At 41.4% G+C, this 23,971-nt stretch carries 24 protein-coding genes; 13 read left to right on the forward strand and 11 right to left on the reverse strand.

Translation table 11 applies throughout. From position 1 onward, the window contains the following. Nucleotides 1–53 precede the first annotated feature (53 nt). Both H5183_RS22010 and H5183_RS05760 read right to left on the reverse strand, forming a co-directional pair. On the reverse strand, nt 54–365 hold the full coding sequence (locus H5183_RS22010; protein WP_182718041.1) for a helix-turn-helix domain-containing protein: 312 nt from the start codon (nt 363–365) through the stop codon (nt 54–56). Nucleotides 366–769: 404 nt separating this feature from the next. Next, on the reverse strand, nt 770–1,219 hold the full coding sequence (locus tag H5183_RS05760) for a carboxymuconolactone decarboxylase family protein (RefSeq protein WP_145240875.1): 450 nt from the start codon (nt 1,217–1,219) through the stop codon (nt 770–772). Between the two features lie 404 nt (nt 1,220–1,623). Between H5183_RS05760 and H5183_RS05765 the strand changes: the two genes are divergently transcribed. Continuing rightward, on the forward strand, nt 1,624–3,213 hold the full coding sequence (locus tag H5183_RS05765; protein ID WP_246175538.1) for an RICIN domain-containing protein: 1,590 nt from the start codon (nt 1,624–1,626) through the stop codon (nt 3,211–3,213). 71 nt (nt 3,214–3,284) lie between these two features. Here H5183_RS05765 and H5183_RS05770 read toward each other — a convergent pair whose 3' ends face one another. Continuing rightward, entirely contained in the window at nt 3,285–4,430 is a 1,146-nt protein-coding gene (locus tag H5183_RS05770; protein WP_182731163.1) for a PQQ-dependent sugar dehydrogenase, read from the reverse strand. A 222-nt stretch (nt 4,431–4,652) separates the two neighbouring features. Between H5183_RS05770 and H5183_RS05775 the strand changes: the two genes are divergently transcribed. Beyond that, the gene (locus H5183_RS05775; protein WP_182731164.1) at nt 4,653–5,735 is read left to right on the forward strand and encodes a hypothetical protein; all 1,083 of its coding nucleotides are present in this window, start codon (nt 4,653–4,655) and stop codon (nt 5,733–5,735) included. 290 nt (nt 5,736–6,025) lie between these two features. Further along, complete coding sequence (locus H5183_RS05780) at nt 6,026–6,166, forward strand: hypothetical protein (RefSeq protein WP_182731165.1); 141 nt, start codon at nt 6,026–6,028, stop codon at nt 6,164–6,166. Nucleotides 6,167–6,612: 446 nt separating this feature from the next. Here H5183_RS05780 and H5183_RS05785 read toward each other — a convergent pair whose 3' ends face one another. Genes H5183_RS05785 through H5183_RS05795 form a run of 3 tightly spaced genes read right to left on the reverse strand, consistent with a single transcriptional unit; the run spans nt 6,613 to nt 9,666 of the window. Further along, nucleotides 6,613–6,966, reverse strand: coding sequence for a cupredoxin domain-containing protein (locus H5183_RS05785; protein WP_182731166.1), 354 nt, complete (start codon nt 6,964–6,966; stop codon nt 6,613–6,615). 22 nt (nt 6,967–6,988) lie between these two features. Beyond that, a complete protein-coding gene (locus tag H5183_RS05790) occupies nt 6,989–9,232 on the reverse strand; it encodes a heavy metal translocating P-type ATPase (RefSeq protein ID WP_182731167.1) in 2,244 nt (747 codons plus the stop codon). After that, a complete protein-coding gene (locus H5183_RS05795) occupies nt 9,229–9,666 on the reverse strand; it encodes a MerR family transcriptional regulator (protein WP_182731168.1) in 438 nt (145 codons plus the stop codon). Before H5183_RS05795 ends, H5183_RS05790 begins: the two co-directional genes overlap by 4 nt. Before the next feature lie 1,822 nt (nt 9,667–11,488). Here H5183_RS05795 and H5183_RS05800 point away from each other — a divergent pair. After that, nucleotides 11,489–12,268, forward strand: a complete 780-nt coding sequence (locus tag H5183_RS05800) for a hypothetical protein (RefSeq protein WP_182731169.1) — start codon at nt 11,489–11,491, stop codon at nt 12,266–12,268. Nucleotides 12,269–12,420: 152 nt separating this feature from the next. Here the strand turns inward: H5183_RS05800 and H5183_RS05805 are convergent, their stop codons facing one another. The 3 genes from H5183_RS05805 to H5183_RS05815 are packed head-to-tail and all read right to left on the reverse strand — an operon-like array spanning nt 12,421 to nt 14,250. After that, nucleotides 12,421–13,047: a hypothetical protein gene (locus H5183_RS05805; RefSeq protein WP_182731170.1), complete on the reverse strand. Its 627-nt coding sequence runs from the start codon at nt 13,045–13,047 to the stop codon at nt 12,421–12,423. Beyond that, on the reverse strand, nt 13,034–13,585 hold the full coding sequence (locus tag H5183_RS05810; RefSeq protein ID WP_182731171.1) for an RNA polymerase sigma factor: 552 nt from the start codon (nt 13,583–13,585) through the stop codon (nt 13,034–13,036). Before H5183_RS05810 ends, H5183_RS05805 begins: the two co-directional genes overlap by 14 nt. 26 nt (nt 13,586–13,611) lie before the next feature. Next, complete coding sequence (locus H5183_RS05815) at nt 13,612–14,250, reverse strand: energy transducer TonB (protein WP_182731172.1); 639 nt, start codon at nt 14,248–14,250, stop codon at nt 13,612–13,614. Between the two features lie 152 nt (nt 14,251–14,402). On the opposite strand from H5183_RS05815, the gene H5183_RS05820 reads away from it, so the two are divergent. The 4 genes from H5183_RS05820 to H5183_RS05835 all read left to right on the forward strand — a co-directional run bounded on the left by H5183_RS05820 (nt 14,403) and on the right by H5183_RS05835 (nt 16,544). Beyond that, entirely contained in the window at nt 14,403–14,909 is a 507-nt protein-coding gene (locus H5183_RS05820; protein WP_182731173.1) for a DUF3087 domain-containing protein, read from the forward strand. Between the two features lie 69 nt (nt 14,910–14,978). Then, nucleotides 14,979–15,497, forward strand: coding sequence for a hypothetical protein (locus H5183_RS05825; RefSeq protein ID WP_182731174.1), 519 nt, complete (start codon nt 14,979–14,981; stop codon nt 15,495–15,497). 306 nt (nt 15,498–15,803) lie between these two features. Next, nucleotides 15,804–16,019: a TIGR02450 family Trp-rich protein gene (locus tag H5183_RS05830; protein ID WP_145240894.1), complete on the forward strand. Its 216-nt coding sequence runs from the start codon at nt 15,804–15,806 to the stop codon at nt 16,017–16,019. A 72-nt stretch (nt 16,020–16,091) separates the two neighbouring features. Then, nucleotides 16,092–16,544 (forward strand): low molecular weight protein-tyrosine-phosphatase, encoded by a 453-nt coding sequence (locus H5183_RS05835; RefSeq protein WP_145240896.1) that lies wholly within the window; start codon nt 16,092–16,094, stop codon nt 16,542–16,544. Nucleotides 16,545–16,618: 74 nt separating this feature from the next. Here the strand turns inward: H5183_RS05835 and H5183_RS05840 are convergent, their stop codons facing one another. Continuing rightward, the gene (locus tag H5183_RS05840) at nt 16,619–17,701 is read right to left on the reverse strand and encodes an energy transducer TonB (RefSeq protein ID WP_182731175.1); all 1,083 of its coding nucleotides are present in this window, start codon (nt 17,699–17,701) and stop codon (nt 16,619–16,621) included. A gap of 255 nt (nt 17,702–17,956) precedes the next feature. Here H5183_RS05840 and ribA point away from each other — a divergent pair, with 255 nt between their 5' ends. The 5 genes from ribA to csrA all read left to right on the forward strand — a co-directional run bounded on the left by ribA (nt 17,957) and on the right by csrA (nt 23,412). After that, nucleotides 17,957–18,580: a GTP cyclohydrolase II gene (ribA, locus tag H5183_RS05845; RefSeq protein ID WP_145240900.1), complete on the forward strand. Its 624-nt coding sequence runs from the start codon at nt 17,957–17,959 to the stop codon at nt 18,578–18,580. Nucleotides 18,581–18,658: 78 nt separating this feature from the next. Next, nucleotides 18,659–19,447, forward strand: coding sequence for a BPSS1780 family membrane protein (locus H5183_RS05850; RefSeq protein ID WP_145240902.1), 789 nt, complete (start codon nt 18,659–18,661; stop codon nt 19,445–19,447). 11 nt (nt 19,448–19,458) lie between these two features. Next, nucleotides 19,459–19,911, forward strand: a complete 453-nt coding sequence (locus H5183_RS05855; protein ID WP_182718042.1) for a regulatory protein RecX — start codon at nt 19,459–19,461, stop codon at nt 19,909–19,911. A 19-nt stretch (nt 19,912–19,930) separates the two neighbouring features. Beyond that, the gene (gene alaS / locus H5183_RS05860; RefSeq protein WP_182731176.1) at nt 19,931–22,531 is read left to right on the forward strand and encodes an alanine--tRNA ligase; all 2,601 of its coding nucleotides are present in this window, start codon (nt 19,931–19,933) and stop codon (nt 22,529–22,531) included. 689 nt (nt 22,532–23,220) lie between these two features. Beyond that, nucleotides 23,221–23,412 (forward strand): carbon storage regulator CsrA, encoded by a 192-nt coding sequence (csrA, locus tag H5183_RS05865; protein WP_004587515.1) that lies wholly within the window; start codon nt 23,221–23,223, stop codon nt 23,410–23,412. Between the two features lie 26 nt (nt 23,413–23,438). Here the strand turns inward: csrA and H5183_RS05870 are convergent, their stop codons facing one another. Continuing rightward, nucleotides 23,439–23,906: a YcxB family protein gene (locus H5183_RS05870; protein ID WP_145240906.1), complete on the reverse strand. Its 468-nt coding sequence runs from the start codon at nt 23,904–23,906 to the stop codon at nt 23,439–23,441. Nucleotides 23,907–23,971 lie beyond the last annotated feature (65 nt).

A 23,971-nucleotide genomic window follows, 5' to 3' on the forward strand; every position in this document is an offset into this window, starting at 1 on the left:
AAGCCTGCAAATATGCAGGCTTTTTAGTTTATAGTGCAGCAATAGAACAGCAGCTATTGATGGATTAACTTTTTATATTTGGCAGGGGGTATTTGTAAAATAGCGTTGAACTCATTGTTTAGGTGAGATTGATCGGAAAACCCGCACTCAAGGGCGAGTTGTGCCAAGCTTAGCTGTGGGTTTGCTTTTATAAGTTGTCTGGCTTGCCTGACTCTGTAAATACGTGCTAGGTGTTTGGCAGTGATGCCACAGGTGTTTTTAACGTAGCACTCTAATTGCCGCTTACCTTTAGGAGTGTGCTCGTAAGCAGTACTTAGTGGGGTAAGATTGATTATTTTATGGATCAGTTTTTGTGTGTGCTCAATAGCCTAATGGTGTATTTTTGGTGCATTGAGGTGCGCCGACAACAAATCAATAAACGAATCTAAGTTAGCATATTGGTCAAGCGCCTGTGCTAAACCTGTTAAGGTTGCAGGCGCCACAAGCGAATGATTTACCTTTTGTAAATGGGCAAGTCCAGTGGGTTTAAACCGGATCCCACAAAAAACGGAGTCAGCAGTAAACGTTATTTTTGCTGACTGTGTTGATATGGTTTGCATGAAATAGGGGAATTTAATGGTTTTCCAGCTAAATTAAGACGCCCAGATAGCAAAAATATAACGCCTTTTGCGCCATCGCAGGGGAGCCAACTCTCCCCTGAAGATTGGGCGCTTGCAAACCAAACTGCTTGTACATAATCAGCGATATCGCCCGTTGGGCTGTAAATAGTTTATCGTTCATTAAACTCGACTGTCGGTTTAAACATTTTCACCATACGATTCCAGCTATTTATAGCATTAATTGCTACGGTGAGGGTAACTAAACTTGGTTGATCAAATAATGCTGAAAGTGTTTGGTAAAAGTCATCATCAATGTTCTGTGACAAAGTCAACTTCTCGCAAAGCGCTAATGCAGCACGTTCTTTATCGTTATAAAGTGGCGTGTCTTGCCACGCATTGAGGGCAATAATGCGGTTAATGCTCTCGCCATACTCCAGTGCTTGTTTGCTATGCATGGCTAAACAATACGCGCATTGGTTTAACTGTGACGCTCTTAGTTTTAGCAGCTCCCAAATTGTCACTCCAAAGGTAGCCTCGACTTTCTGTTTGATCAGTGCTTCTTGATCAATCAAGTAGGTCATTAACTCGGGTTCGATATTAACGTAATTCGCTCTTTTCATAATAGTTCCAAATCGATAAATAACTATTAGCTAGTTTATTGACGGATAAATAAAAAGAATTGTAAAAAAACGACTTTTTGATTTGTTTCTAATGTAGTCGTACCTCGCTAAAGACTTGTCATACTATTACACAATAATAAAACGGTATAAGTCGCTGATATATTAATTTACACCCTAAAATTAGCGAATTTCAATACTAATTTAGCTCTTAAGCTTTAAAAATCTCACGTCGATAATGACTGTAGTTTACTTTTATTTAACAATTAGCTTTATTTGTAATATAAATGATCCTAATATAAGTGCGCAAACGATAATTATTAACTGTTTGTACCTAAGTGCAGGATTTGCATTTTACACAACACCATTCAAGGAATGGCATAAATTGGAGCAAAAGAATGAGCGTTATGACAACACTGATACAACGGAAAAAGACTTTGTTTTTACTTCTGTTATCTACTTGTAGCTTTGCTACATTGGCAGAAAATTGTACAACTATGCCCACCTCAGGTGAGGTTTACTCTGTAATTAACCGTGGCTCTAGCTTGGCATTAGATGTAAATACGTCTGATACTAGTGGCGCACCGGATGTAATTAGCTATCAATATTGGGGGGGGACAAACCAGAAGTTTGCTTTTACTAAAGGCAGTGATGGTTACTGGACTATTCGTTCGCAACATAATAACCAAGTACTTGATGTACTCAACTCGTCACAGTCTAATGGTGCTAATATTGTGGTGTATGACGATTGGCAAGGTGACAATCAACGTTGGCAGCTGAAGTTGTCTTCATCGGGAGGCTTTAATATTGTTAATAAACTTACGCAAAAGTCATTAACTGTGGCGGGTTCGCAAAACGGTGCCAATGTGTATCAAAATGATGATGCGGGTGGCAGTTCACAGCGCTGGTATATTAACCCTGTTTCAGGTAGTTGTGGTAGCAGTAGTGGTGGCGGCCAAACAACAGCTGGTTTAATTGGTTTTGCAGCACAACCAGGCAGCGATGGTCTGGCGACCACCACAGGTGGCGGTAATGTATCACCGACGATTGTTACTAGCTGCAGTGCTTTAACAGCCGCATTAAACTCAACATCAACAGCGGTTATTCAAGTTCCTGACAATACAACGATTAACTGCCATACGGCAAACCGAACTGTTGCAGCATGTCCACTCGATTGTGGCACATGGGGCGATTACGGTAAAACCTGGTATCGCTTACCGGTTGGTAACCAAAGTTGTAGTGAATTAGGTAGCAGCTCCAACAACACGGTTAACGTTACACGTAATGACTCTCGTCTTCGTGTTCGCTCAAATAAAACCCTTGAAGGATTGGGGAAAAACTCAAAAATTATCGGCGCAAGCTTAGTGATCAGTAATGATCGAAATATCATCATACGTAATATTTTACTTGAAGATATTAACCCTGCATTAGTTGAAGCGGGGGATGCTATTTCTGTTGATGACAGTAGCCACATCTGGATTGATCATATGGCGTTTAATAAAATTAGTGACGGTTATATTGATATTGGCAATAGCCAAAATGTCACTTTAAGCTGGAACCGCTTTTATGGTTATAATACGCAAGTGTGTGCTAACCAACATTGGTACACTCATTTATTCAAAAACTCACAAGTCACAGCGCATCATAACTTTTGGGACACTGCAGCAGGGCGCAACCCTAAAGTAGATGGTTATAATTCACGTGTACACATGTTTAATAACTATTGGAAAAATATTACTTATTTTGCAATTAGCGCAGGTAATGGCGCTGAAGTATTAGTTGAAAACAATTACTTTGAAAACAGTGCAAAACCACATTGGAACCAAGGCTCAGGCTACTTTAGCGCGTCAGGAAATGTGTATACTGGCGTATCAGCAACTGATCAGTATCGCGACAATGGCGCTAACATCTTTAACGATATTCAGTTATACCCATACAGTTTAGACAATGCCAATAGCTTAGGCAGTCAAGTTGACGGCGGTACAGGGCCGCAGTAATACATCCAAACCATCTAAAAATGCAAAAAGCCCTCAATTAGAGGGCTTCATCACATTGCGTGTATTAATCGTTAGATTTTACTATTAGGCACGATACGGTAAATTCCCATACCATCAATACCCAGATATAAATCGCCATTAGGGTGGGTTGCAATACTGCGCACGCGGCCAGCACCTTCAAATAGCTTGCTGTGACCCGTTACTTTATTACCATCAAGTTCAACCAATACTAAGTGTGCAAACTTCATAGCGCCAACAAGCACATGACCTTGCCACTGCGGGTATTTGCTGCTTGTAACAAACTCCATCCCAGAAGGGGCGATAGACGGCACCCACACCCAATCGGGTTGTTGCATACCTTCGCGGCTTGTTTCATCAGTAATTTTGGTACCAATGTAATTGATGCCATGAGTTACTTCTGGCCAGCCGTAGTTAGCACCCGCTTTAATAATATTGATTTCATCACCACCGCGAGGACCGTGTTCATGACTCCAAATTGCCCCCGTTTCTGGATGCATAGCCATGCCTTGCGGGTTTCTATGGCCGTAAGAGTAAATGCTCTTACGTGCATTTGGCTGGTTTACAAATGGGTTTGATTCAGGGATTGAGCCATCGCTATTAATACGGTGAATTTTTCCTGCATCATACTCTAAGCTTTGTGGGTGAACATCACGCGCGCCGCGATCACCAATCGAAAAGTACAAGTAACCGTCTTTATCAAATTCAATACGCGAGCCGTAATGTTTGCTGGTTGTGGTGTTTGGCGTGCCGTCGAACAGCAGCTGCGAGTCGACTAGTACCATATCTTTTAAGCGCGCACGCATAATGGATGTATTGTAGCCTTCTTCATCGCCTTCATAACCTGAGTAAGAAAAGTAGATCCAGCCATTATCTTTAAAGTTAGGATCAAGCTCGATATCTAATAAGCCGCCTTGACCTTCCGCATGCATGTTAGGCAGCCCTGCAATTTTTTGTTCTAGCAGTTTGCCATTACGAATTAGCCTAAGCTCACCAGCGCGGTCTGTTACTAATAAATCTTTCCCGTTAAGCCACGCCATTCCCCAAGGAATATTTACCCCTTGAGCAACTAATTCAAGCTGATACTTATCAGCGCTTTTAGCGACAGGGATTTCTTGTTCCGCTTGCTGCGCACACGCCTGCAAGGTAGATAAACTGACCATAGCAATAGCTAAACTGGTGTAAAAAGACGTCTTCATGATGACTCCAATTTTTTAAACACGATGTAAATAGAGTAGCGTGTTAATAGTTTAATTGTTATTAACATTTACTAAAGTGCGATTAGTAACAGAAAAAATGAGATAGGAGGGAGTATAGAGGGGTTCAGCAAGTTGCTACTTATACTTTGCGTTGTACTGGGGATGTATTGAAGTTAGAAATAGAATATATTAACAATTTTTACAATCGTATAGGGATTTACCGTGTCAGCTCAGAGCAACTTTCAAAACAATGTAATCGAAAAAATAACAAAACAAAATGCATTGGCAGCCGCATTAGGCACAGTCTTTTGGTGTATACCCATTTTAGTGCTGTGGGTATTTATTTATGAATTAAAGCCAGCAGCAGGCGCTGTTATGCTATGGCTCAGCGGCGCGTTAATAGGTTTAGCTGTTAGGTTTCATGGTCGTGGCTATGAACGATTATTCTCTGTAATAGGTTTTGTGTCTCATGCGTGTATTGTTTTACTCGCATGGGATTTTCAAATAGTGGTCGGCGGCAATGTGCTGTCCGTTATTTTGATTGGCGTTTATGTACTCGGCGCCTGGAGCGCTGCCTATCTATCACGTATCAACATCTCAATGCATGACTATAAAGCATTTGATGCTTATTTTGCGTGCCCTGATTATCTACAACAAAAAAAGTTAAAAAACAGGTGGTTTGTTGTTCTACCTTTGTTGCTAGTGCTGACTTTTGTGGTTGGTTATATTGTTGCCATTGCGGTGCTCATTTTTCAAGAGGTACAGTACATGGAAAATGAAAAAAATCAGCAAGCAGCGCGTGCAGCCGAGTTTCGCGATAAGCACATTGATACCAGTGATGAAGCGCTCGCTGCAATAAGCCAGCATAAAGCACTTACTTATGCTTTTGCTTACTATTCAGGTAGGCAGTTTGATGTTCAAGGGCGCTACTTAGGTAATTACCCGCAAGATAGCTATCAAGCGCAATTAATACTGCGTTATTTAGCAGAGCAAAAAAGCAACCCGCGCGCTCAATTTATACTAGGAAAAATACTCGATAGTAAAACAGGTGACGCACTTATCACGCAAGCAGAAGAGGGCGGCGATACCTTTGCAAGGCTTTACAGTATTTATGAATTTGGTTGTTATATGGACGCTAAAAAAGGCAGGCAGTTACTCACCAGCTTTGCTAAAAATATTGAAGAACAATCAGTAAAAATTGATATCTATGGCATGCTCAGCGATGATTTTAACGACCACTGCCAAGTGTTAGACGACACTGAATTTGATTATCGTTATATAAAAGATTACCAGTTTAAACAGTAGGTCGCCCTTTAGGGCAAAAAGTGAATATCACCACCGAAAGCACAGAGGCGCTTCGCGCTGCACAGAGGTTAAATAGTGGATGTAGGAGATGGCTTTAGCCACGAAGGGTTTAACAGCAGTGATAAGTTAACCTGCGTAGGCGCCAAGCTTGCTGGCGCGCGAGGTTTGGTTGGCTAAAGTGCAACGATAAAACCAATGGGGGCGTTTAAATTGTAGGTCGCCCTTTAGGGCGAGAAAGTGAATATCACCACCGAGAGCACAGAGGGGCTTCGCTACACAGAGGTTAAATATTGGAAGTAGGTGATGGCTTTAGCCACGAAGGATTTAACACCAGTGATAAGTTCACCACCGTAGGCGCTAAGCTTGCTGGCGCGTGTAACTTTTGGTCATTGCTTGCTAACTTGTCGCTTTCAAACTCGCTAACTGTTTAAACAAACCTTATTCAAGGTTTTGTCGCGCTGGCACGACAGCAAAATCGGGGGGCGCTGCTGCCTTTGGGCTTAACCAGCGACGGGAATCACGCTATTTCCTTCAAAGCATAATTGATGTGAATGTAAGCGCCGTTTTTTCGCCAACTTTCACATCCATGTACGCTCTCCAGTTTGACTATCCATGGTCTCTCGTTCATAGCTGCGCTTTTGACCTATGGCGAAGTCACGCTTTATCGCGCATTGCCTAAATGGCTGTACTTAGGATTTGTCGGGAACAAAATCCAGCCTTGCGCGATATTACTCATCAACTACTTATTTTCAGGGCGTGATGACGGGGAGGGTGTTAAACGTGAGATTGGTATTTGGTCTTGGCAAGATGCAAGACCTGTGCATTTGACCCTTTGCATTCCTTCATGAAGCAAGGTCTCTTTGAGTTTTGTTATACCTCAAGATACCAATAACGTGCCTTTATACATTTGCATTTGGCAATGAAAAGCATATTCACCCACTTTAAGTGCTGGCAGCTCAACAGTGTTATTCTCACCCATAGCGAGCGTTTTACTGATATCGAGTGAAGGAAACACCACTGTTTCGGCGCATGGGGCACTGTCTTGTCGATTAAACGTCAGCGTTACTTTTTTACCAGCAGCCACTTTAATATGGGCAGGGGAATAAACCCCGTTATTAACCACTATCGTTATTTTGTTGTTATTACTTTGCACTTGCTTAGGTTTGTATAGCCAAAACCAGTAAATAATAACCGCAATTAACAACGCGCCGAGTATATTGATCATCAACATAATGCTACTCCTATTTATAAAATTACGATTTACTGGGTTTAAAAAAGCGCAGGCGATTGGCGTTTGTGACCACAGTTAGTGATGACAGCGCCATAGCAGCACCTGCAACGACCGGATTGAGTAATATACCAAAGAATGGATATAACAGCCCCGCAGCAATTGGAATACCTGCCACATTGTAAATAAATGCACCAAATAAATTTTGCTTGATATTGACTATAGTGGCGCTACTAACTGCAATGGCATCGCCAAGACTCTGTAATGAACCACGCATTAAGGTGATATCAGCGCTCTCAATCGCCACATCGGTGCCAGTGCCAATAGCAAACCCAACATCGGCCTGTGCCAGTGCCGGCGCATCGTTTATACCATCACCCGTCATACCGACTATTTCACCTTTAGCTTGGCGTTTAGTTACTTCACTGGCTTTGTCATCAGGCATTACTTGGGCAATAAAGTCCTTAATACCGACTTTGTTAGCGACGGCTTTGGCGGTAGCTTGGTTATCGCCGGTCAGCATAACAACATGGATACCTTTGTTTTGTAGACGTTTAATGGCCTCTGCTGAATCGTCTTTTATCGGATCGGCTACCGCTATAATGGCTTGTAGTTGGGTATCAATGGCAAAATACATTGGCGTTTTAGCGGCGCTGGCTAATTGCTCAGCTTGCTCTTTTGCCTCTGCAATACTGATATTATGTTGGCTCATAAGCGCTTCATTGCCAAACAATAAAGTTTGTCCATCAAATGTGCTTGTAACACCTTGCCCCGTGACGGCGTTAAAATCGCTGATTTTTTCAACTGTGATATCTTCATTTTCAGCATAACTTACAATAGCTTGCGCTAAAGGATGCTCAGAGCCGCTTTCAAGACTAGCAGCAAGCTTAAGGACGTGTACTTTATCGCTGTCATTAAAATTAATGATATCGGTAACGGTGGGGTTACCTTCGGTGATCGTGCCGGTTTTATCTAAAATCATGGTGGTTATTTTAGAGGTGGTTTGCAGCGCTTCTCCATTACGGATAAGTATTCCCGATTCAGCGGCTTTACCTATCCCAACCATAATTGACATAGGGGTTGCTAAACCCAGCGCACACGGACAGGCAATGATAAGCACCGTAGTCACAGCCACTACCGCATAAGCAATGCTCGGCTCGGGGCCAAAATTAAGCCAAGCAAGGCCCGCGAGCACCGCAATAATAATTACGGTAGGAACAAATACGCCGGATATTACATCGGCTAAACGCCCTATGGAGGGTTTAGAATTTTGTGCACGTTTAACCATATTAATAATATTGGCAAGTGTGGTTTCGCTACCAATATGGGTGGCTTTAAATAGCAACGTGCCACTTTTATTAATACTGCCTGCAACAACAGTATCGCCCTCACTTTTGTTGACTGGCATTGGCTCACCTGTGAGCATTGACTCATCCACTGAGCTGCTACCTTCAATGACTTCACCATCCACGGGGATTTTTTCACCGGGGCGTACGCGTACATTATCGTCTTTTAATACCTCACTAATAGCTATGTCTTGCTCTTTGTTATCACGCACTACCCGAGCGGTTTTTGGTTGTAAACCGATTAAGCGTTTTATCGCCTCAGATGTGCGGCCACGGGCTTTTACTTCAAAGGCAAGGCCCAAGCTAATTAAACCGATGATCATCGCCGAGGCTTCAAAATAAACATGCCTGGCCACCTCGGGTAATACGCTTGGCGCAATTACTACCACCATAGAATACAACCACGCGGTACCTGTGCCCAACGCAATCAGTGTATCCATATTGGCGGTGTGGTTTTTAAATGACTGCCATGCGCCGTTGTAAAACTGTTTACCCGCAATGGCCATAACCACTAAAGTGACTATACCAACAATAAACCAGCCAATGCGCTGTGTATTGGTGGTGACACTCATATCAAAAATAAGCCCATACAGCATAAGCGGAGCGCCAACGCCTAGTGCCAATACCATATTACGCATTAGCTTCTTATAGTGCGCGTTATCGGTTTTGGCTTTTTCATCTAGCGCGTCTTGCTCCGACTCGCTATTCATTGGCTTAGCCTTGTAGCCAATATTTTCGACTGCTTCAATCAGCTCTGCTGATGGTGCATTGCCTTCAACCTGCACACTGCGATCAGCAAAATTCATTTCAACACGCTGCGCACCAGATACACTTTTTAGCGCTTTTTCTATTTTTGCAACGCAGCTCCCACAGCTAGCGCCTTCAATCATAAAATTTTGCACTGTGTCTTTGCTATTACTCATTGTGCTTCCTCAGAATTAACTTGCTCGTTAAGGGGATCTACAAAGGTTTCAATTAAACTACATATATCGGCACTTACAGCACCATCGCTTGAGTTTTCCCACTGTCTTACCGCTGCTTGCATACGCGTTCTTAGTTTGAGTGTTTCTTGAAATAACCGCTCTGTTTCTGCGAGTCGTTTAGTTATTAATTTTCGTGTCAGTGGGCAAGGGCAATTGCCTTGCTCCGACTGAGCAACTATTTGCTGAATATCTTTAATAGAAAAACCGAGTTGTCGCGCACTGATAATAAATTTTAAGCGTTGTTGATCGTCAGCGGTATACACCTGATAGCCATTGCTTTCGCTGCGAATGGGGTTAAGTAACTTTATACGAGTGTAATGGCGCACTGTATCTTGGGTCACCCCCATAGTTTTAGCTAACTGTTTAACATACATAACTTAACTCCATCGTTATTCAATAATGGCATGATAAACGTATGTGCAACACACAGGTCAACCGCTATTTTAAACTAGGCTGTTTGTTGTTTTGATTTACATATAAAAGTTTTAACGCTTATCAATAGAAGTACTTGAAGGATGCAACAGTAACTATATGGTTAATGTTGATATATGCATGAGCCAGATATTTCGTAGCTGCTTAAGTTCACTATAGTTTAGTTTGCCTCACTACGCGACTTTTAAGTGCGACACTGTATTACGCTGCGCGTTGTACTGATGGCTGTTAAAGCACTTTCTAGGGTTGCTGTAATGGCGACGCGCAAGCGCTAATAAGGTGGCTAAACTTTGTGTAGGAGCTGGCTTTAGCCACGAAGGGTTTAACACCAGTGATAAGTTCACCACCGTAGGCGCTAAGCTTGCTGGCGCGCGAGGTTTGGTTGGCTAAAGTGCAACGATAAAATCAATGGGGCGTTTAAATTGTAGGTCGCCCTTTAGGGCGAAAAAGTGAATATCACCACCGAGAGCACAGAGGGGCTTCGCTACACAGAGGTTAAATATTGGAAGTAGGAGCTGGCTTTAGCCACGAAGGGTTTAATACCAGTGATAAGTTCACCAGCGTAGGCGCTAAGCTTGCTGGCGCGCGTGGTTTGGTTGGCTAAAGTGCAACGATAAAACCAATGGGGGCGTTTAAATTTTAGGTCGCCCTTTAGGGCGAAAAAGTGAATATCACCACCGAGAGCACAGAGGCGCTTCGCTACACAGAGGTTAAATATTGGAAGTAGGAGCTGGCTTTAGCCACGAAGGCTTTAACACCAGTGATAAGTTCATCACCGTAGGCGCTAAGCTTGCTGGCGCGCGAGGTTTGGTTGGCTAAAGTGCAACGATAAAACCAATGGGGGCGTTTAAATTGTAGGTCGCCCTTTAGGGCGAAAAAGTGAATATCACCACCGAGGGCACAGAGGCGCTTTGCTACACAGAGGTTAAATATTGGAAGTAGGAGCTGGCTTTAGCCACGAAGGGTTTAACTCCAATGTAAGGGTTAACCACCGTAGGCGCTGAGCTTGCTTGCGCGCGTGGTTTGGTTGGCTAAAGTGCAACGATAAAACCAATGGGGGCGTTTAAATTGTAGGTCGTCCTTTAGGGTGAAAAAGTGAATATCACCACCGAGAGCACAGAGGCGCTTCGCTACACAGAGGTTAAATATTGAAGTAGAAGATGGCTTTAGCCACGAAGGGTTTAACACCATTGATAAGTTCACCACCGTAGGCGCTAAGCTTGCTGGCGCGCGTGGTTTGGTTGGCTAAAGTGCAACGATAAAATCAATGGGGCGTTTAAATTGTAGGTCGTCCTTTAGGGCGAAAAAGTGAATATCACCACCGAGAGCACAGAGGGGCTTCGCTACACAGAGGTTAAATATTGGAAGTAGGAGCTGGCTTTAGCCGCGATATTTTCCATCCGAGCATCACGCTTATCCTTCAAAACATAATTGATGTGAACGTAAACGGCGAAGATAGGCCAACTTTCACATCCATGTACGCTCCCCAGTTCGGCCATCCGTGGCCTCTCGTTCAAAGCCACGCTTTTCACCCATGGCGAAGTCACGGCTTTCATTTCATCTATGAAATGAATTACTCATCAATTACTTCTTTTCAAGGCGTGATGACGGGGGAAGGGTGTTAAACGTGAGATCGCTTTTCGGTCTTGGCAAGATGCAAAGTGCTGCCGCATTGGTTCCCTTTAATCTAGGGATTGAGTTGGGTTTGACCGCGAGAAGCGCCTTAGGTAGGCTATTGATATAAAATCAATTTGAATTGTTAAGATGAAAGATAATAGAAATATAAAAATTATAGATTTAGCTTCTAAAAACTGGGGGGGTGTAACTACGATTACCTTCTTTGTTTACAGTGTTTTTTGTTATTTTTGGACAATTACTTACTTTAATAGTTGGGATGTTTTTGCTTTTGATTATTTATCAAATACTGATATATATAACTTTACTATAGTATCTAGCGGTCTTCCTTTTTCATTAATACTCATTCTGTTGACACTATTAATGTTTAAAGCGACAAAAGATATTTCTTATGTACTAAAAAGAAAGGTGCGTGCCGAGGGGATTATCTATAGTGACAGGCAAAATGAGTGTGAAGAAGAACCCAATCTACTTTTTGTCAATGCTCTATCTATTATGATTTTAGTGTTAGCGGCATACGCTACTTATAATTATCACGTAAAATCTATTTCATCTAAAATTGAGTTAGCTAAATACAAGATTACAATTAAAAATCGACATGATGTTATGTGTGGCCATATTATCAGTAATGTTGGTGAGAATTTAGTTGTATGGGATTTTAGCTCTGATAATATTGTAGCTGTAAGCAAGAGCGCAGTTGAAAGTTATAGTGAGTTGAAATTGGCTTCTCCTCCGTTTGAATACAAATTGGTATACCCCGATGGTACTTTAACACCTCTTAAACATGGCTGGACTTCACCACCCCCAAGAAATATAAGAATAGAAACTGAAGATAGTAAGAAAGCGTTTCAAGAATGGAAAAATAGTTTCCTAAAGCAATGCTCTAGCTCAGGCAGAACAAATAAATAAGACACCTTTTCTTGTTTTATTCTTTGCTGTTCAACCCAGTATAAAAATAGAGTCAAATATCTTGCTACATAATTCTATTTAGCTGAGCATGTACCCTCAGTATTATAGTCATTAATACTGAGAACTTTTACAAAGTATTATGAAGCAAGTGATTATCCCCTGCACATCTTTACCCCATCCCCTGCATGTTTAAGCGCTATGATCTGGCCTTGGCTGTTGTGGGCCATGGCGAGCATGTCGCCTTTCATTATATTGCTCTCTACGGCGTGTTTGGTTTTTAAGTTATTCAATAGCGAGTCTTTTATTTGAATGAGCACTTCGCTGTGGCAGCTGGCGATGTACCAGTCGTTATCAACTTTTACCAATTGCCCGTATTCAATATAGCGCTGTTGGTGCAGGCGTAGGTCTGCGGCGAGTTTGTCGTCGAGTTGTTGTTTTTGGCTTTTTATTTCACTTGAATAACTGCCCGCATTATCTACTTGGTGTACTTCTATAAAGTGGTAACTGCTTTGCTGTACGGCAAAGGTGTTGTTAAGTGTGTGTTGTTGTTCTGTGTTGTTATCTGTGGTATTAAAAACGGTAAAGCCCAGTACTACTAGAGCACAGGCGAGGCCGGTCATTTGCAGGGGTAATAAAAATCGAGTCGGCTTTTTATTAGCTTTTTGATTCGGCATTTGCGTAAACAATGCCTGTTGTTCTGGCGTCAGTGTGTGGCGTTTTTTACGCTCACTAAAATGCTGGTTAAGTTGCTGCTCAAACTGTTCGTTATGCTTGTTCATGGTAGCCTCCTAATAATGTTTTTAAGTTTTGTTTTGCATAACGTAGCCGCGTTTTTACGGTTTCATGATTGCTTTGGGTGATCTGTTGTATGTCTTCAAGCGAAAAGCCTTCTTGCTGTAAGCTGAGCGCTTCGCGTTGTACAAAGCTTAGTTGCATTAAAGCGTGGTTAAAGGCTTCGTAATCAAAGCTTTGCTGAGTATTAGGTGCTGCAATTGCAGTATCGTCTGCTAATTCTACAAAACGCTGTTGTTTGCGAAACTCATCGATTAACGCATTACGGGCAAGGCGGAACAACCAGGCTTTCGGGTTGTCTTGCGGTTGATAATAATGGCGTTTTTCCATCACTTTTAACCATGTTTGTTGGCTTATATCAAAGGCGAGTTGCTCATTACTTTGCGTGACTAAGTAATGATACAAATCGTTGCCAAACAAGGTAACGAGTTTAGTTAAGTGGCGATTGTCGCCACTTTTTGCGTAGTCAGCCAAGTAGTCGTTACTGGGCTGACTAATAAACCATGACTTTAAGCTTGTAAGCATAGGCACCCTTATCCGTTAATGAGCTTTTATTGCGTTTGGTCTAACTTAAAATCAAGTTGTACACTTTGCCCCGTTTGCATTTGTGCTACGCCATCAATCACTTTTGGGCGGTATTTCCAGCGTTTTATTGCCCGTAGTGCTTCACGGTCGAAAATGCGTTTTGGTTCTGCGTTTGTTACTTGTGCATCTATTACTTCACCGGTTTGAGATACATTAAAGCTTAATTGTACCCAGCCTTCAATGCCTTCTCGTGCGGCAATGGGCGGGTATTTAGGATTTATACGTACTATGGGGGTCGCATCACCGGTTGGTCGCTGTAAGTTAGCTTTTATATCGCCACCTATTTTATCAATACTTATATCTGGCGTTATTGCGGTTGTTACTATATTAGTATCAGTACTTGGCGGTGTACGCGGCGGCACTTTAGGCGGCGTTTGCATTTTAGGTGGCGGCGGCAAGGTTTGCTTGTGCTGCACTTTAGAATCTTCTGGTGCTTGGAATATTTCTACAATGATGCTGTCATCAATAAAGCTTGGCGCGCGTTGCTCGCCACTAATTAAGTACTGCATAAATGCAAATGCCGCAAAGGTCATGGCTGCACCACCAACAATGGCCGTTGATGTTTTTAAAGCATGATTAGTGTGTGGTAAAGCTACTGTTTGCATAAGCAAATCCTCGATAAGTTAAGTGGTATTCATCACTAAAACGTGCGCTAGATTAAAAAGGGGTGAAATATTTTTAAAAAGTTTCGTGTTTGCTTATGGGCATTGGTTACAATGGCGGCTGTGAATTTTGGTTTTTATTTTATTAGGCAGTTATGCAACTTATTCAAATTGATAAAGCTCGTTATCGTAAGCATTTAAACCGCGTTATTATCGGCTGCGGCTTGGCGTTGGCTATTGGCAGTTTAGCAATCTCACAACTACTAATCGCGTTATTCCCTGATGAAAGTGGCAGTCATTTTCATTGGAATTTAATAGGTGTAGTTATTACTAGCCTAACAATTGGCTGGGCGCTGAATAAATACCGCACGCATGATTATATGACCGAAGTGGTGTATGTGTGGGAACTCAAACAAGCATTGAATAAAATCACCCGTAAAATGGCAAAATTAAAAGCGGCGGGGCGAGAGGGGAATCCTCAAGCATTGTTAGCAATTCATTATAGTTATGCGGGCTCGCGGTTATTATGGCAACTAGACGATAACACTATCACCATGGATGAATTAGCTATTAAGCAAGCTGAGCTTGATAATGTGGCGGCTAAGTTTAATGTGACGTTAAACGTTGATGATTATGATGATGTTATTTTAAAGCAATTTTAGTTGCTTTTTTGTTTCTAGAATGTGTAAAGTAGCATTCGCTTTATAATAAAAAACTTAAAAGGAACTTCAATGACATTAAACAAGCTTTGCCTAGGTGCTTTGCTAACGATTTGTACTTTTTCATCTAATGCAAACGATGTTAATTTTTCAATCGGTGGCGGCTACCCTTACTTTGTTATACCAGAGGTATCATTATCAGCAGCACAAGGTACACAGCGCTGGTATGCTAACTATAAAATAGGCTTAGATGATGGTTTTTCTGTCGGGTTTGAACATGCGCTAACGAGCGATAAAAAGCATGCTTTAGGCTTAGTTGTTGGCGCCATTGGTGCACAAGATGATGGTCGTGAGTGTCCGGATGCTGATGATAAAGACATTGGTGAGACATTTGGTAATATTTTTGGCTGTGCGCTATCAGGTATGTTTGATACAGAAACGACCAACGGTGTAGGCGTGAGTTATAGTTACCTTTTTAGTGGTTTAAATGAAGGCGGTTGGCGCGTTCGTTTTGAATTAGGCTACGGTGAAGGCAGCAACAGTAATGAAAAACGCGCTGATGGTGGCGTGAGTATTAGTTACGAATTTTAATAATTGCATTAGCTTATATAGGCTTTAGTGATAAATTAAAGCCTACCTCTACCTTGTAATACATAGTGAGTCATCTGATGTAACTGGTTATTTAATTCCTCTTACTAGCACCGCAAATTCCAACCCTACTTGGTAAATACTACCTGAAAATAGACAACCCACTTGATGGTCGAGCCAGACTTATACCTCTATGCAGCTGTGATTAGTTAGTTGTAAAATCACATTTCATTCAGTTAAATGTAAACGCAGTGGGTGGTGTTTACGTATCACGATGATCAATACGTAATGATGTTAGATAGGAATCATATGAATAAAATTAACCACAGAAAACTATTAAACAGTAAATGGACGGCAGTTTCCCCCGTCAATAAAGAAAAGCATTTTATGATTACGGAAATGGAGTTTGACGAAGAGGGCGTTGTTATCAGCTGTGTTATTGAAGCGGTGATGTCAAAGCGTTCGATGGAAATAAATTGGCATGATTTAAAAGATCAACAGCGCTGGTTACAAGGTTGGAAGTAACCTAGGTATGCAGGTTTTAATTTTATTGGTATCTTATGAATGCATGTTGATGCTAGTGGATGAAATTTAATCATGAAAAAAATACTGATCGTTTGTTTAGGTAATATTTGCCGCTCACCGACTGCGGAGGCGGTGTTAAAGGCTAAAGCATTACAACGTGGATCACAGTTTGAAATTGACTCAGCGGGTACCGCAGGCTACCACATTGGTAATCCCCCCGATAAACGCTCGCAAGCGGCGGCACTTAAACGTGGCTATAGCTTTGAGGGGATACGTTCACGACAAGTCAACGCTCATGACTTTGAGTACTTTGATTTGATCCTCGCTGCAGATAAAGCCAATTTAGCTGATCTAACTGCACTTTGTCCGGCGCATTTGCAGTATAAGCTGTCGTTATTTTTAGCTTATGGAACCTGCGTTGATGAGATCCCCGACCCTTATTATGGTGGCGAAAATGGTTTTGAACAGGTACTTGATTTAATCGAGGATGCCAGTGACAAAATACTCGATACCTTACAAAAATAGCCCAGTCATGTTGGGCTTAAAACGTGTTTATAAACAGTATTACAAACACTGATGTTATTAGTAATTACGTGTATTTACCTGCCAATTTTAAAGTCTAGCTGCACTTGAGCTTTTGCAACCACTGCTTTTCCGTCTTCAAACTTAGGGGCATAACGCCACTTTTCCATTGCTTTAATGGCTTCTTGTTCAAATGCTTCACCACCTTCAGATTTAATGATGGTGATATTTTTTACAAAGCCAGCGGTGTTAACGTCAAATTCCATTTGCACTGAACCATCTTGCCTAAACCTTGCTTTACTATCTGGGTAGTTAGGTTCTTGACGATAAAGTGGGGTTTGTTGCTGGTTTTCTTGCCACGGCACCATTTTAGCTATAGCTAAACAATGTTTGGTCGCTTCGTCACTTTTACCTGTTTTTTCATAAAGGTGAACTAATTTAGAGTGAGCACTAAGCTCTGTTTCATGATCGAAGCTAAGCGCATCATCAAATACACTTACAACTCGATTTAAACGCTCAATCGCTTTAGAATATTGTCTTTTACCTTCTGCAAAAGCGGCAACTAAAAAGTCAGCTTTGATCCGCTCTACTGAGTTCTCAGGTAAGTTTTGGCTGTAAAACTCGTCTGCCTCAAGTAGGTAACGTTTGGCTTGGTTGTATTTCTTCCCTTGAAAGCCATACGCTAATCCTTGTGCAGCAGCCAGTTTCATATCTGCTACTAATTTTGGGACTTTTTGGACTGCAGCGATTTCAATAACTTGTTTGTATAGGGCGTCGGCTCTATTTACCGAATCAGTATTGGTTGCCATACCAAGCAATGCATCGATGAGTTCAATGCTACTTGCTGGATGATTAGCCGCTAAAATAGTGTAAGCCTGCTCAAACAAGGTAAAACGTTTTTGTTTGTTTTCTGCAGGGTATTGATGAAGCTCATTAGCATAGTTTATGGCTAAATTTGCAGTGTTATCTGATTTATCTCCATAGATTTGCTTACCTAGCAAATAGGCTTGTTCAGCTTTATCTTCTGCGCCTTTGCCTTGTTGCTGTGCATTAAGGTATTGCTGGTAAACTATTTTAAATTGACTATGTATAGATTCATCGGCGTGGCTATAACCAGAATAGGCGATGGTAAGACAAAGTAGTAGAGAGGAGGCTTTCATAATGTTCCTTATTATTATGTTTAATTAAATTATACCAAATAGGTACAACCATGTCATTGATTTAGAGTATCGGGTAAGAATTTTGTTTTTGGTGGGGTGGAATTGTCGATTTAGCGCAGGGCAATGCTTGAATTGCGAGTAACTGCCTCAATATAGTTATTACTCATTGCGGTGTTGTATTATTTTCAATGCAGTTTATTTTTGTGATATTATCACGTTTGCATTATCGCATTACTTTTTAATTTTGGATTTGTCGTGGCGCAAGTAAGAGCTAGAGTCCAGCTAAATGTTGGCAAAAACAGTGATATACCCGCAGAAATCGTGTCATTTAGCGATTTAAAAGATGGCCAAGAGCATGTTGCTTTGGTGTTTAATCGTGCTGATAGCGAGCAGTCTGTGCCGCTTATTCGTATGCATTCTGAATGTTTAACCGGTGATGTATTTCATTCATCACGGTGTGATTGTGGTGAACAACTCAACGAATGTATTGAAATGATGCATCAACAAGGTGGTATTTTACTTTATTTACGCCAAGAAGGGCGTGGTATTGGTTTATACAATAAAATTGACGCCTATGTATTGCAATCACAAGGTATGAATACCTATGAAGCAAATAATCATTTGGGCTTTGCTGATGACTTACGTGACTTTTCTGACGCGGTATTAATGCTAGAAGCGATGGGGTTGGCTCATGTAAAGCTGATGACCAATAATCCTAAAAAGCTTAATGCCTTGAAAGATGCAGGTATTGAAGTTGAATCAGTGGTTGGCACGCATGCACACATTAAAGCTGGTTTAGCGGGCAATAAAGCATACCTAGAGACGAAAATTAAGCATGGTGCGCATATGTTAGATATAAAGAAGATTAAAAAACCGTAATTTTAAGCTGTCGTCTATGTAATCCCATCCAACGCCGAGTTATACTCGGCGTGTTTTGTTGTTAATTTAAGAGCAAGTATGTCAATTGAATTACGAGTATTTAAGGCCGATGCAGGGCTGAAATGGTTTAAAGCAGGCTGGCTTATTTTTAAAACTCAGCCTTTTACCTTTATTTTTATGCACTTATTTATAGGTATTATTGGTTTACTATCGCTATTTTTACCTTTCTTACAAATTATAGCAGCCATCGCCACGCCGTTTTTAACTGCGGGGTTTTATCAAGCGGTGATCACCAAACAGCAAGGCGGCAAAATTATGTTGGCCGATATCCTAAAACCGTTTACCGCCAAGGGTAATCGCATGGGGCTGCTACGTTTAGCGCTCTATCAAATGGCGGCCGGTGTATTGATGGCTTTGCTAGCTGGGGGTTTATTTTCCGAAGCGATTGCGATTATGAGTAATCCGAATGTCGATCCTAACATTGCCTTGCAGCAAGTAATTGATAGCATCTCGATGGCAAATGTTGCGCTGTTTTTAATTGCGTTATCGGTGTATTTAACGGCTTTTTCTTATGCGGTGCCGTTGGTTTATTTTAATCAACAAAAACGTATTTTTGAGGTGCTAAAAAGTTCATTTATGGTGTTTTACCACAACATGGCACCATTGAGTGTATATGGGGCAATTATTGCAGGCTTGATGATGCTTTCAATGTTTTTATCATTCTTGCCGCTGTTGGTTTTAATGCCAATTTGCTACATTAGCTTTTTTGTTTCTTATCAAGCTATTTTTATGCCGATCGTACCGCCTGCAGAGGCAGAGCCTGTTGCGCCGCAGCATAATGATCAAAGCGGTCGTTTTGACGCATAATGGCTGAAGAAATGGATGAAGCATTACAAAAGAAGTTAAAAAATTATGTACTTTGGTTACTCGGGCGCCAAGAATATTCGCGTCGAGAGTTAACCCAAAAATTACAGCAAAAAGAGGCGACGCCTGAATTTATCGAAGCTTTATTAGATTGGTGTGAAGAGCACAATTTTATAAATGAGCAGCGTTATGTTGAAGGTTTTGTACGTCGCCACATTGCTAAAAAACATGGCTTAAAACGTATTCAAAGCGAAGCCATGGGCAAAAGGATTGACCGAGCACTGTTAGAAAGTGTGATTGAATCATTCGAAATTGATTGGTTTGGGTTAGCGCAGGATGCGTATTTAAAGAAGTATTCAAATTCACAGGACGACTTCGATCACAAAGAAAAAGCTAAGCGCGTGCGCTACTTAATGTATCGAGGGTTCAGTTACGAACAAATAGATTTTGCAATGCAAGCACAGTAAAAATGGGTGAGACGTTCACATGCAGCACATGACTACCGCACAGATCAGGCAACAGTTTTTAGATTTTTTTGCCTCTAAACAACACCAAATTGTTCCATCAAGCTCGCTTATTCCGGGTAACGATGCGACGTTATTATTTAATAACGCCGGCATGGTGCAATTTAAAGATGTATTTTTAGGCGCCGAAAGCCGCCCTTATAACCGCGCAACTAGCTCACAACGTTGTGTGCGTGCCGGTGGTAAGCATAACGATTTAGAAAATGTAGGCTACACAGCACGCCACCATACATTTTTCGAAATGTTAGGTAACTTCAGCTTTGGTGATTACTTTAAGCAAGACGCGATTAAGTTTGCGTGGGAGTTTTTGACTGACGTTGTAAAACTGCCGAAAGAAAAACTGCTCGTTACTATCTACCATGATGATGAAGAAGCATTTGGTTATTGGGCTAACGAAATTGGTTTGCCTGAAGATCGCATTATTCGTATTGCTACTTCAGATAACTTCTGGTCAATGGGTGATACTGGCCCGTGTGGTCCATGTTCTGAAATTTTTTATGATCATGGCGAAGAAATTTGGGGCGGACCTCCTGGCTCACCTGAAGAAGATGGCGACCGCTTCATTGAAATTTGGAATCTGGTATTTATGCAGTATAACCGTCAAAGCGACGGTACGATGGAGCCGCTTCCTAAGCAGTCTGTTGATACAGGTATGGGTCTTGAGCGCATTGCTGCAATTTTACAAGGCGTGCATTCAAACTACGAAATCGATTTATTCCAAGGCTTAATTAAAGCTGCTGCAGAAGTTACCAATGCACAAGATATGGATGATAAATCACTGCGCGTAGTGGCGGATCATATTCGTTCATGTGCGTTTTTAATTTCTGATGGGGTTATGCCATCAAACGAAGGCCGTGGTTATGTACTGCGTCGTATCATTCGTCGTGCAGTTCGCCACGGTAACAAGCTTGGCGCACAAGGTTCGTTCTTCTATAAGTTAGTTGCTGCGCTAATCGAACAAATGGGTCAAGCGTATCCAGAGCTTGCAAAACAGCAAGAAATCATCGAAAAAGTACTGCGCATTGAAGAAGAGCAGTTTGGCAAAACTCTTGAGCGTGGTTTAGCTATTTTAGAAGAAAGCCTGACTGATTTAACTGGCGATGTGATCCCAGGTGAATTAGTATTCAAATTATATGACACCTATGGTTTCCCTGCCGATTTAACCGCAGATGTAGCGCGTGAGCGCTTTATGACGATTGATGAGCAAGGCTTCCAAGAGTGCATGGCTGTACAGCGTAAAACTGCACAACAAGCTGGTAAATTTGGTGCTGACTATAACCAGCAATTAAAGTCTGACAAACACACTGACTTTAAAGGCTATGACGCAACGCACTATAGTGGCACTGTGATTGAAATGTTCGCGCAAGGTGAAGCTGTATCAGTACTTGAAGATGGCCAACAAGGCATTGTGGTACTAGATCGCACACCGTTTTACGCTGAATCTGGTGGCCAAGTTGGTGACACCGGCACATTAACGGTAGCTGGCGGTGAGTTTACAGTAACTAACACCACTAAACTTGGTAATGCATTCGCGCACCACGGAACAGTGATGGGCCGCATTGGTGTGAATGATAAAGTTGACGCAAACATTGATGATGCGCGCCGTGATCGTGTTAAAAAGAATCATACAGCGACGCATATTTTACACGAAGCACTACGTCAGTTATTGGGCGATCATGTGTCGCAAAAAGGTTCACTCGTAGACCCTGAACGTTTACGTTTTGACTTCTCGCATTTTGAAGCAGTCACGAAAGCTGAACTACGTGAAATTGAGCGAGTTGTGAATGACGAGATCCGTCGTAACTTTGCGCTAAATACTGAGCTGATGGCAATCGATGCCGCCAAAGAAAAAGGCGCAATGGCGTTATTTGGTGAGAAGTACGATGATGAAGTTCGCGTAGTGACTATTGGTGATTACTCTATAGAACTGTGTGGCGGTACTCACGTAAATCGTGCTGGTGATATCGGTTTATTCAAAATAGTTTCTGAGAGCGGTATTGCTGCCGGTGTGCGTCGTATTGAAGCGGTAACGGGTGCTGATGCAATTGCTTATGTAAGTGAGCAAGAGCAACACCTAAACGACGTAGCGGCTCTTGTTAAAGGCGACAGCGCATCAGTACTTGAAAAAGTAACAGCCTTGCTTGAAAAGTCAAAAGGGCTTGAAAAACAAATAGCACAGCTAAGCGACAAGCTAGCCAGTGCTGCGGGTGCATCATTAATTGATTCAATTGTTGAAATTAACGGTGTTAAATTACTTGTGGCAAACGTTGAAGGCACTGAATCAAAAGCCTTACGCGGCATGGTTGATGACCTTAAAAACAAGATTGGCTCAGGTGTTATTGCACTTGGTGTTGCTGATGGCGACAAAGTAAGCTTAATTGCTGGTGTGACTAAAGACTTAACTGGCAAAGTGAAAGCCGGTGAGCTGGTAAATCACATGGCATCACAAGTTGGTGGTAAAGGCGGCGGTCGTCCTGATATGGCGCAAGCTGGTGGCTCTGAGCCGCAAAACTTAACTGCAGCACTTGATAGCGTAACCGCTTGGTTAACTGAGCGTACTTAATAGCTCAGTACGTAAAGTTGATTTAACACTTTAGGAGGCTCAATTGAGTCTCCTAAAGTGTTTATTCTAAATCTGCTTTAACAACTAAGTCACGTCCTAAATTTATGGCTAAAACGGCATACCCTACTAAATACACACTACCGCATTTTTTATTGCCACTGGATTTACCTTAATTACGAAAAAACTCTGAACCATCTCCATAAATTCTTTACAGCGATGATAAAACTAATTTTTATTGAAACTTTTTCTCGATAACTGCATCCAAATAGTTAAGATTAATCATAACTTTGAAAAAATAGGCTATGCTTATATCGACTACCGTTATAGTGCACAGAAAAGATTTTAGTAACTACTTGAAGTATTAGATGACAGCCACCATTATATTAACAGTAAAGAGATTTCTGTTGGTTGCTCAGTTGCTAAAGTCGCCATTGAGGCAGTGAGTATGAAATCATATCCTAGTGTAGTAAGTTTGTTTTTATACATTAACGTAAACACGTATCAAGATCTGATATTAAAATATTAGTTTGAATAGATGAAACATACTTAGAATTGGCAATAGGCGCATTATAAAGAGTTTTTTTAACAGAAAATGAATCGATTTAGAGTTTTTACTTACTATTAAGGCTTATTTTCTTTAATATACAGACGCGGAATCTTTTAATTTATTGGAATACGGGAGCAAGAGAATGCTAATACTAACTCGTCGAGTAGGTGAAACCCTAATGATTGGTGACGAAGTAACTGTCACTGTACTAGGTGTTAAAGGAAATCAAGTACGTATTGGTGTTAATGCACCTAAAGACGTTTCGGTACACCGTGAAGAAATTTACATGCGTATTCAAGCTGAAAAGTCTAACCCGAATCCGGGCAATGCTTAATCAATTTAATTGATATGAAAGAGCCACTATTTAGTGGCTCTTTTTTTTATGTATTCAATAATCTCATCACTCAGTACGCTGTTTGAAACGTACTGCATGCCGCGACGACTTTTTAAAATAATACCGCGAACAGTAAAAATTACTTCATCGATATCTTGCCATGCTAGCTGATAGCTTTTATGTGGGTTTTCGCTTTTAAAACCGCTTTCATCAATAGTTAACGTTGCCTCAGAGCCTGATGCTCGACTAAGCATTTGCCGCGTTACCCACCAAGGCCTGCGATAATAAAAAGCAACACATTCAAGTACTGCGGCCATGATCAAGAAATTTCCTAAATAGTGTTTTTCTAACCAATAAATAGCTGTAAGTCCTAAACTAACCAATAAGACTAAAAAAACATATTTCGGCTTTGCTTGTGCGCTGTAAGGCAGAGACTCATCAAAACATTCGTAAAAGTAGGGTTTATCTAATGTATAAGTGGTACTAAATGACATGATTTACAAATTCAGAATTACTGTGCGGTTATTTTAGCAAGCTTAGTCGAAAAAAGCCGTTCTTT

The organism is Pseudoalteromonas sp. SR44-8 (assembly GCF_014163635.1).
In the GTDB taxonomy this organism is placed as follows: domain Bacteria; phylum Pseudomonadota; class Gammaproteobacteria; order Enterobacterales; family Alteromonadaceae; genus Pseudoalteromonas; species Pseudoalteromonas rhizosphaerae.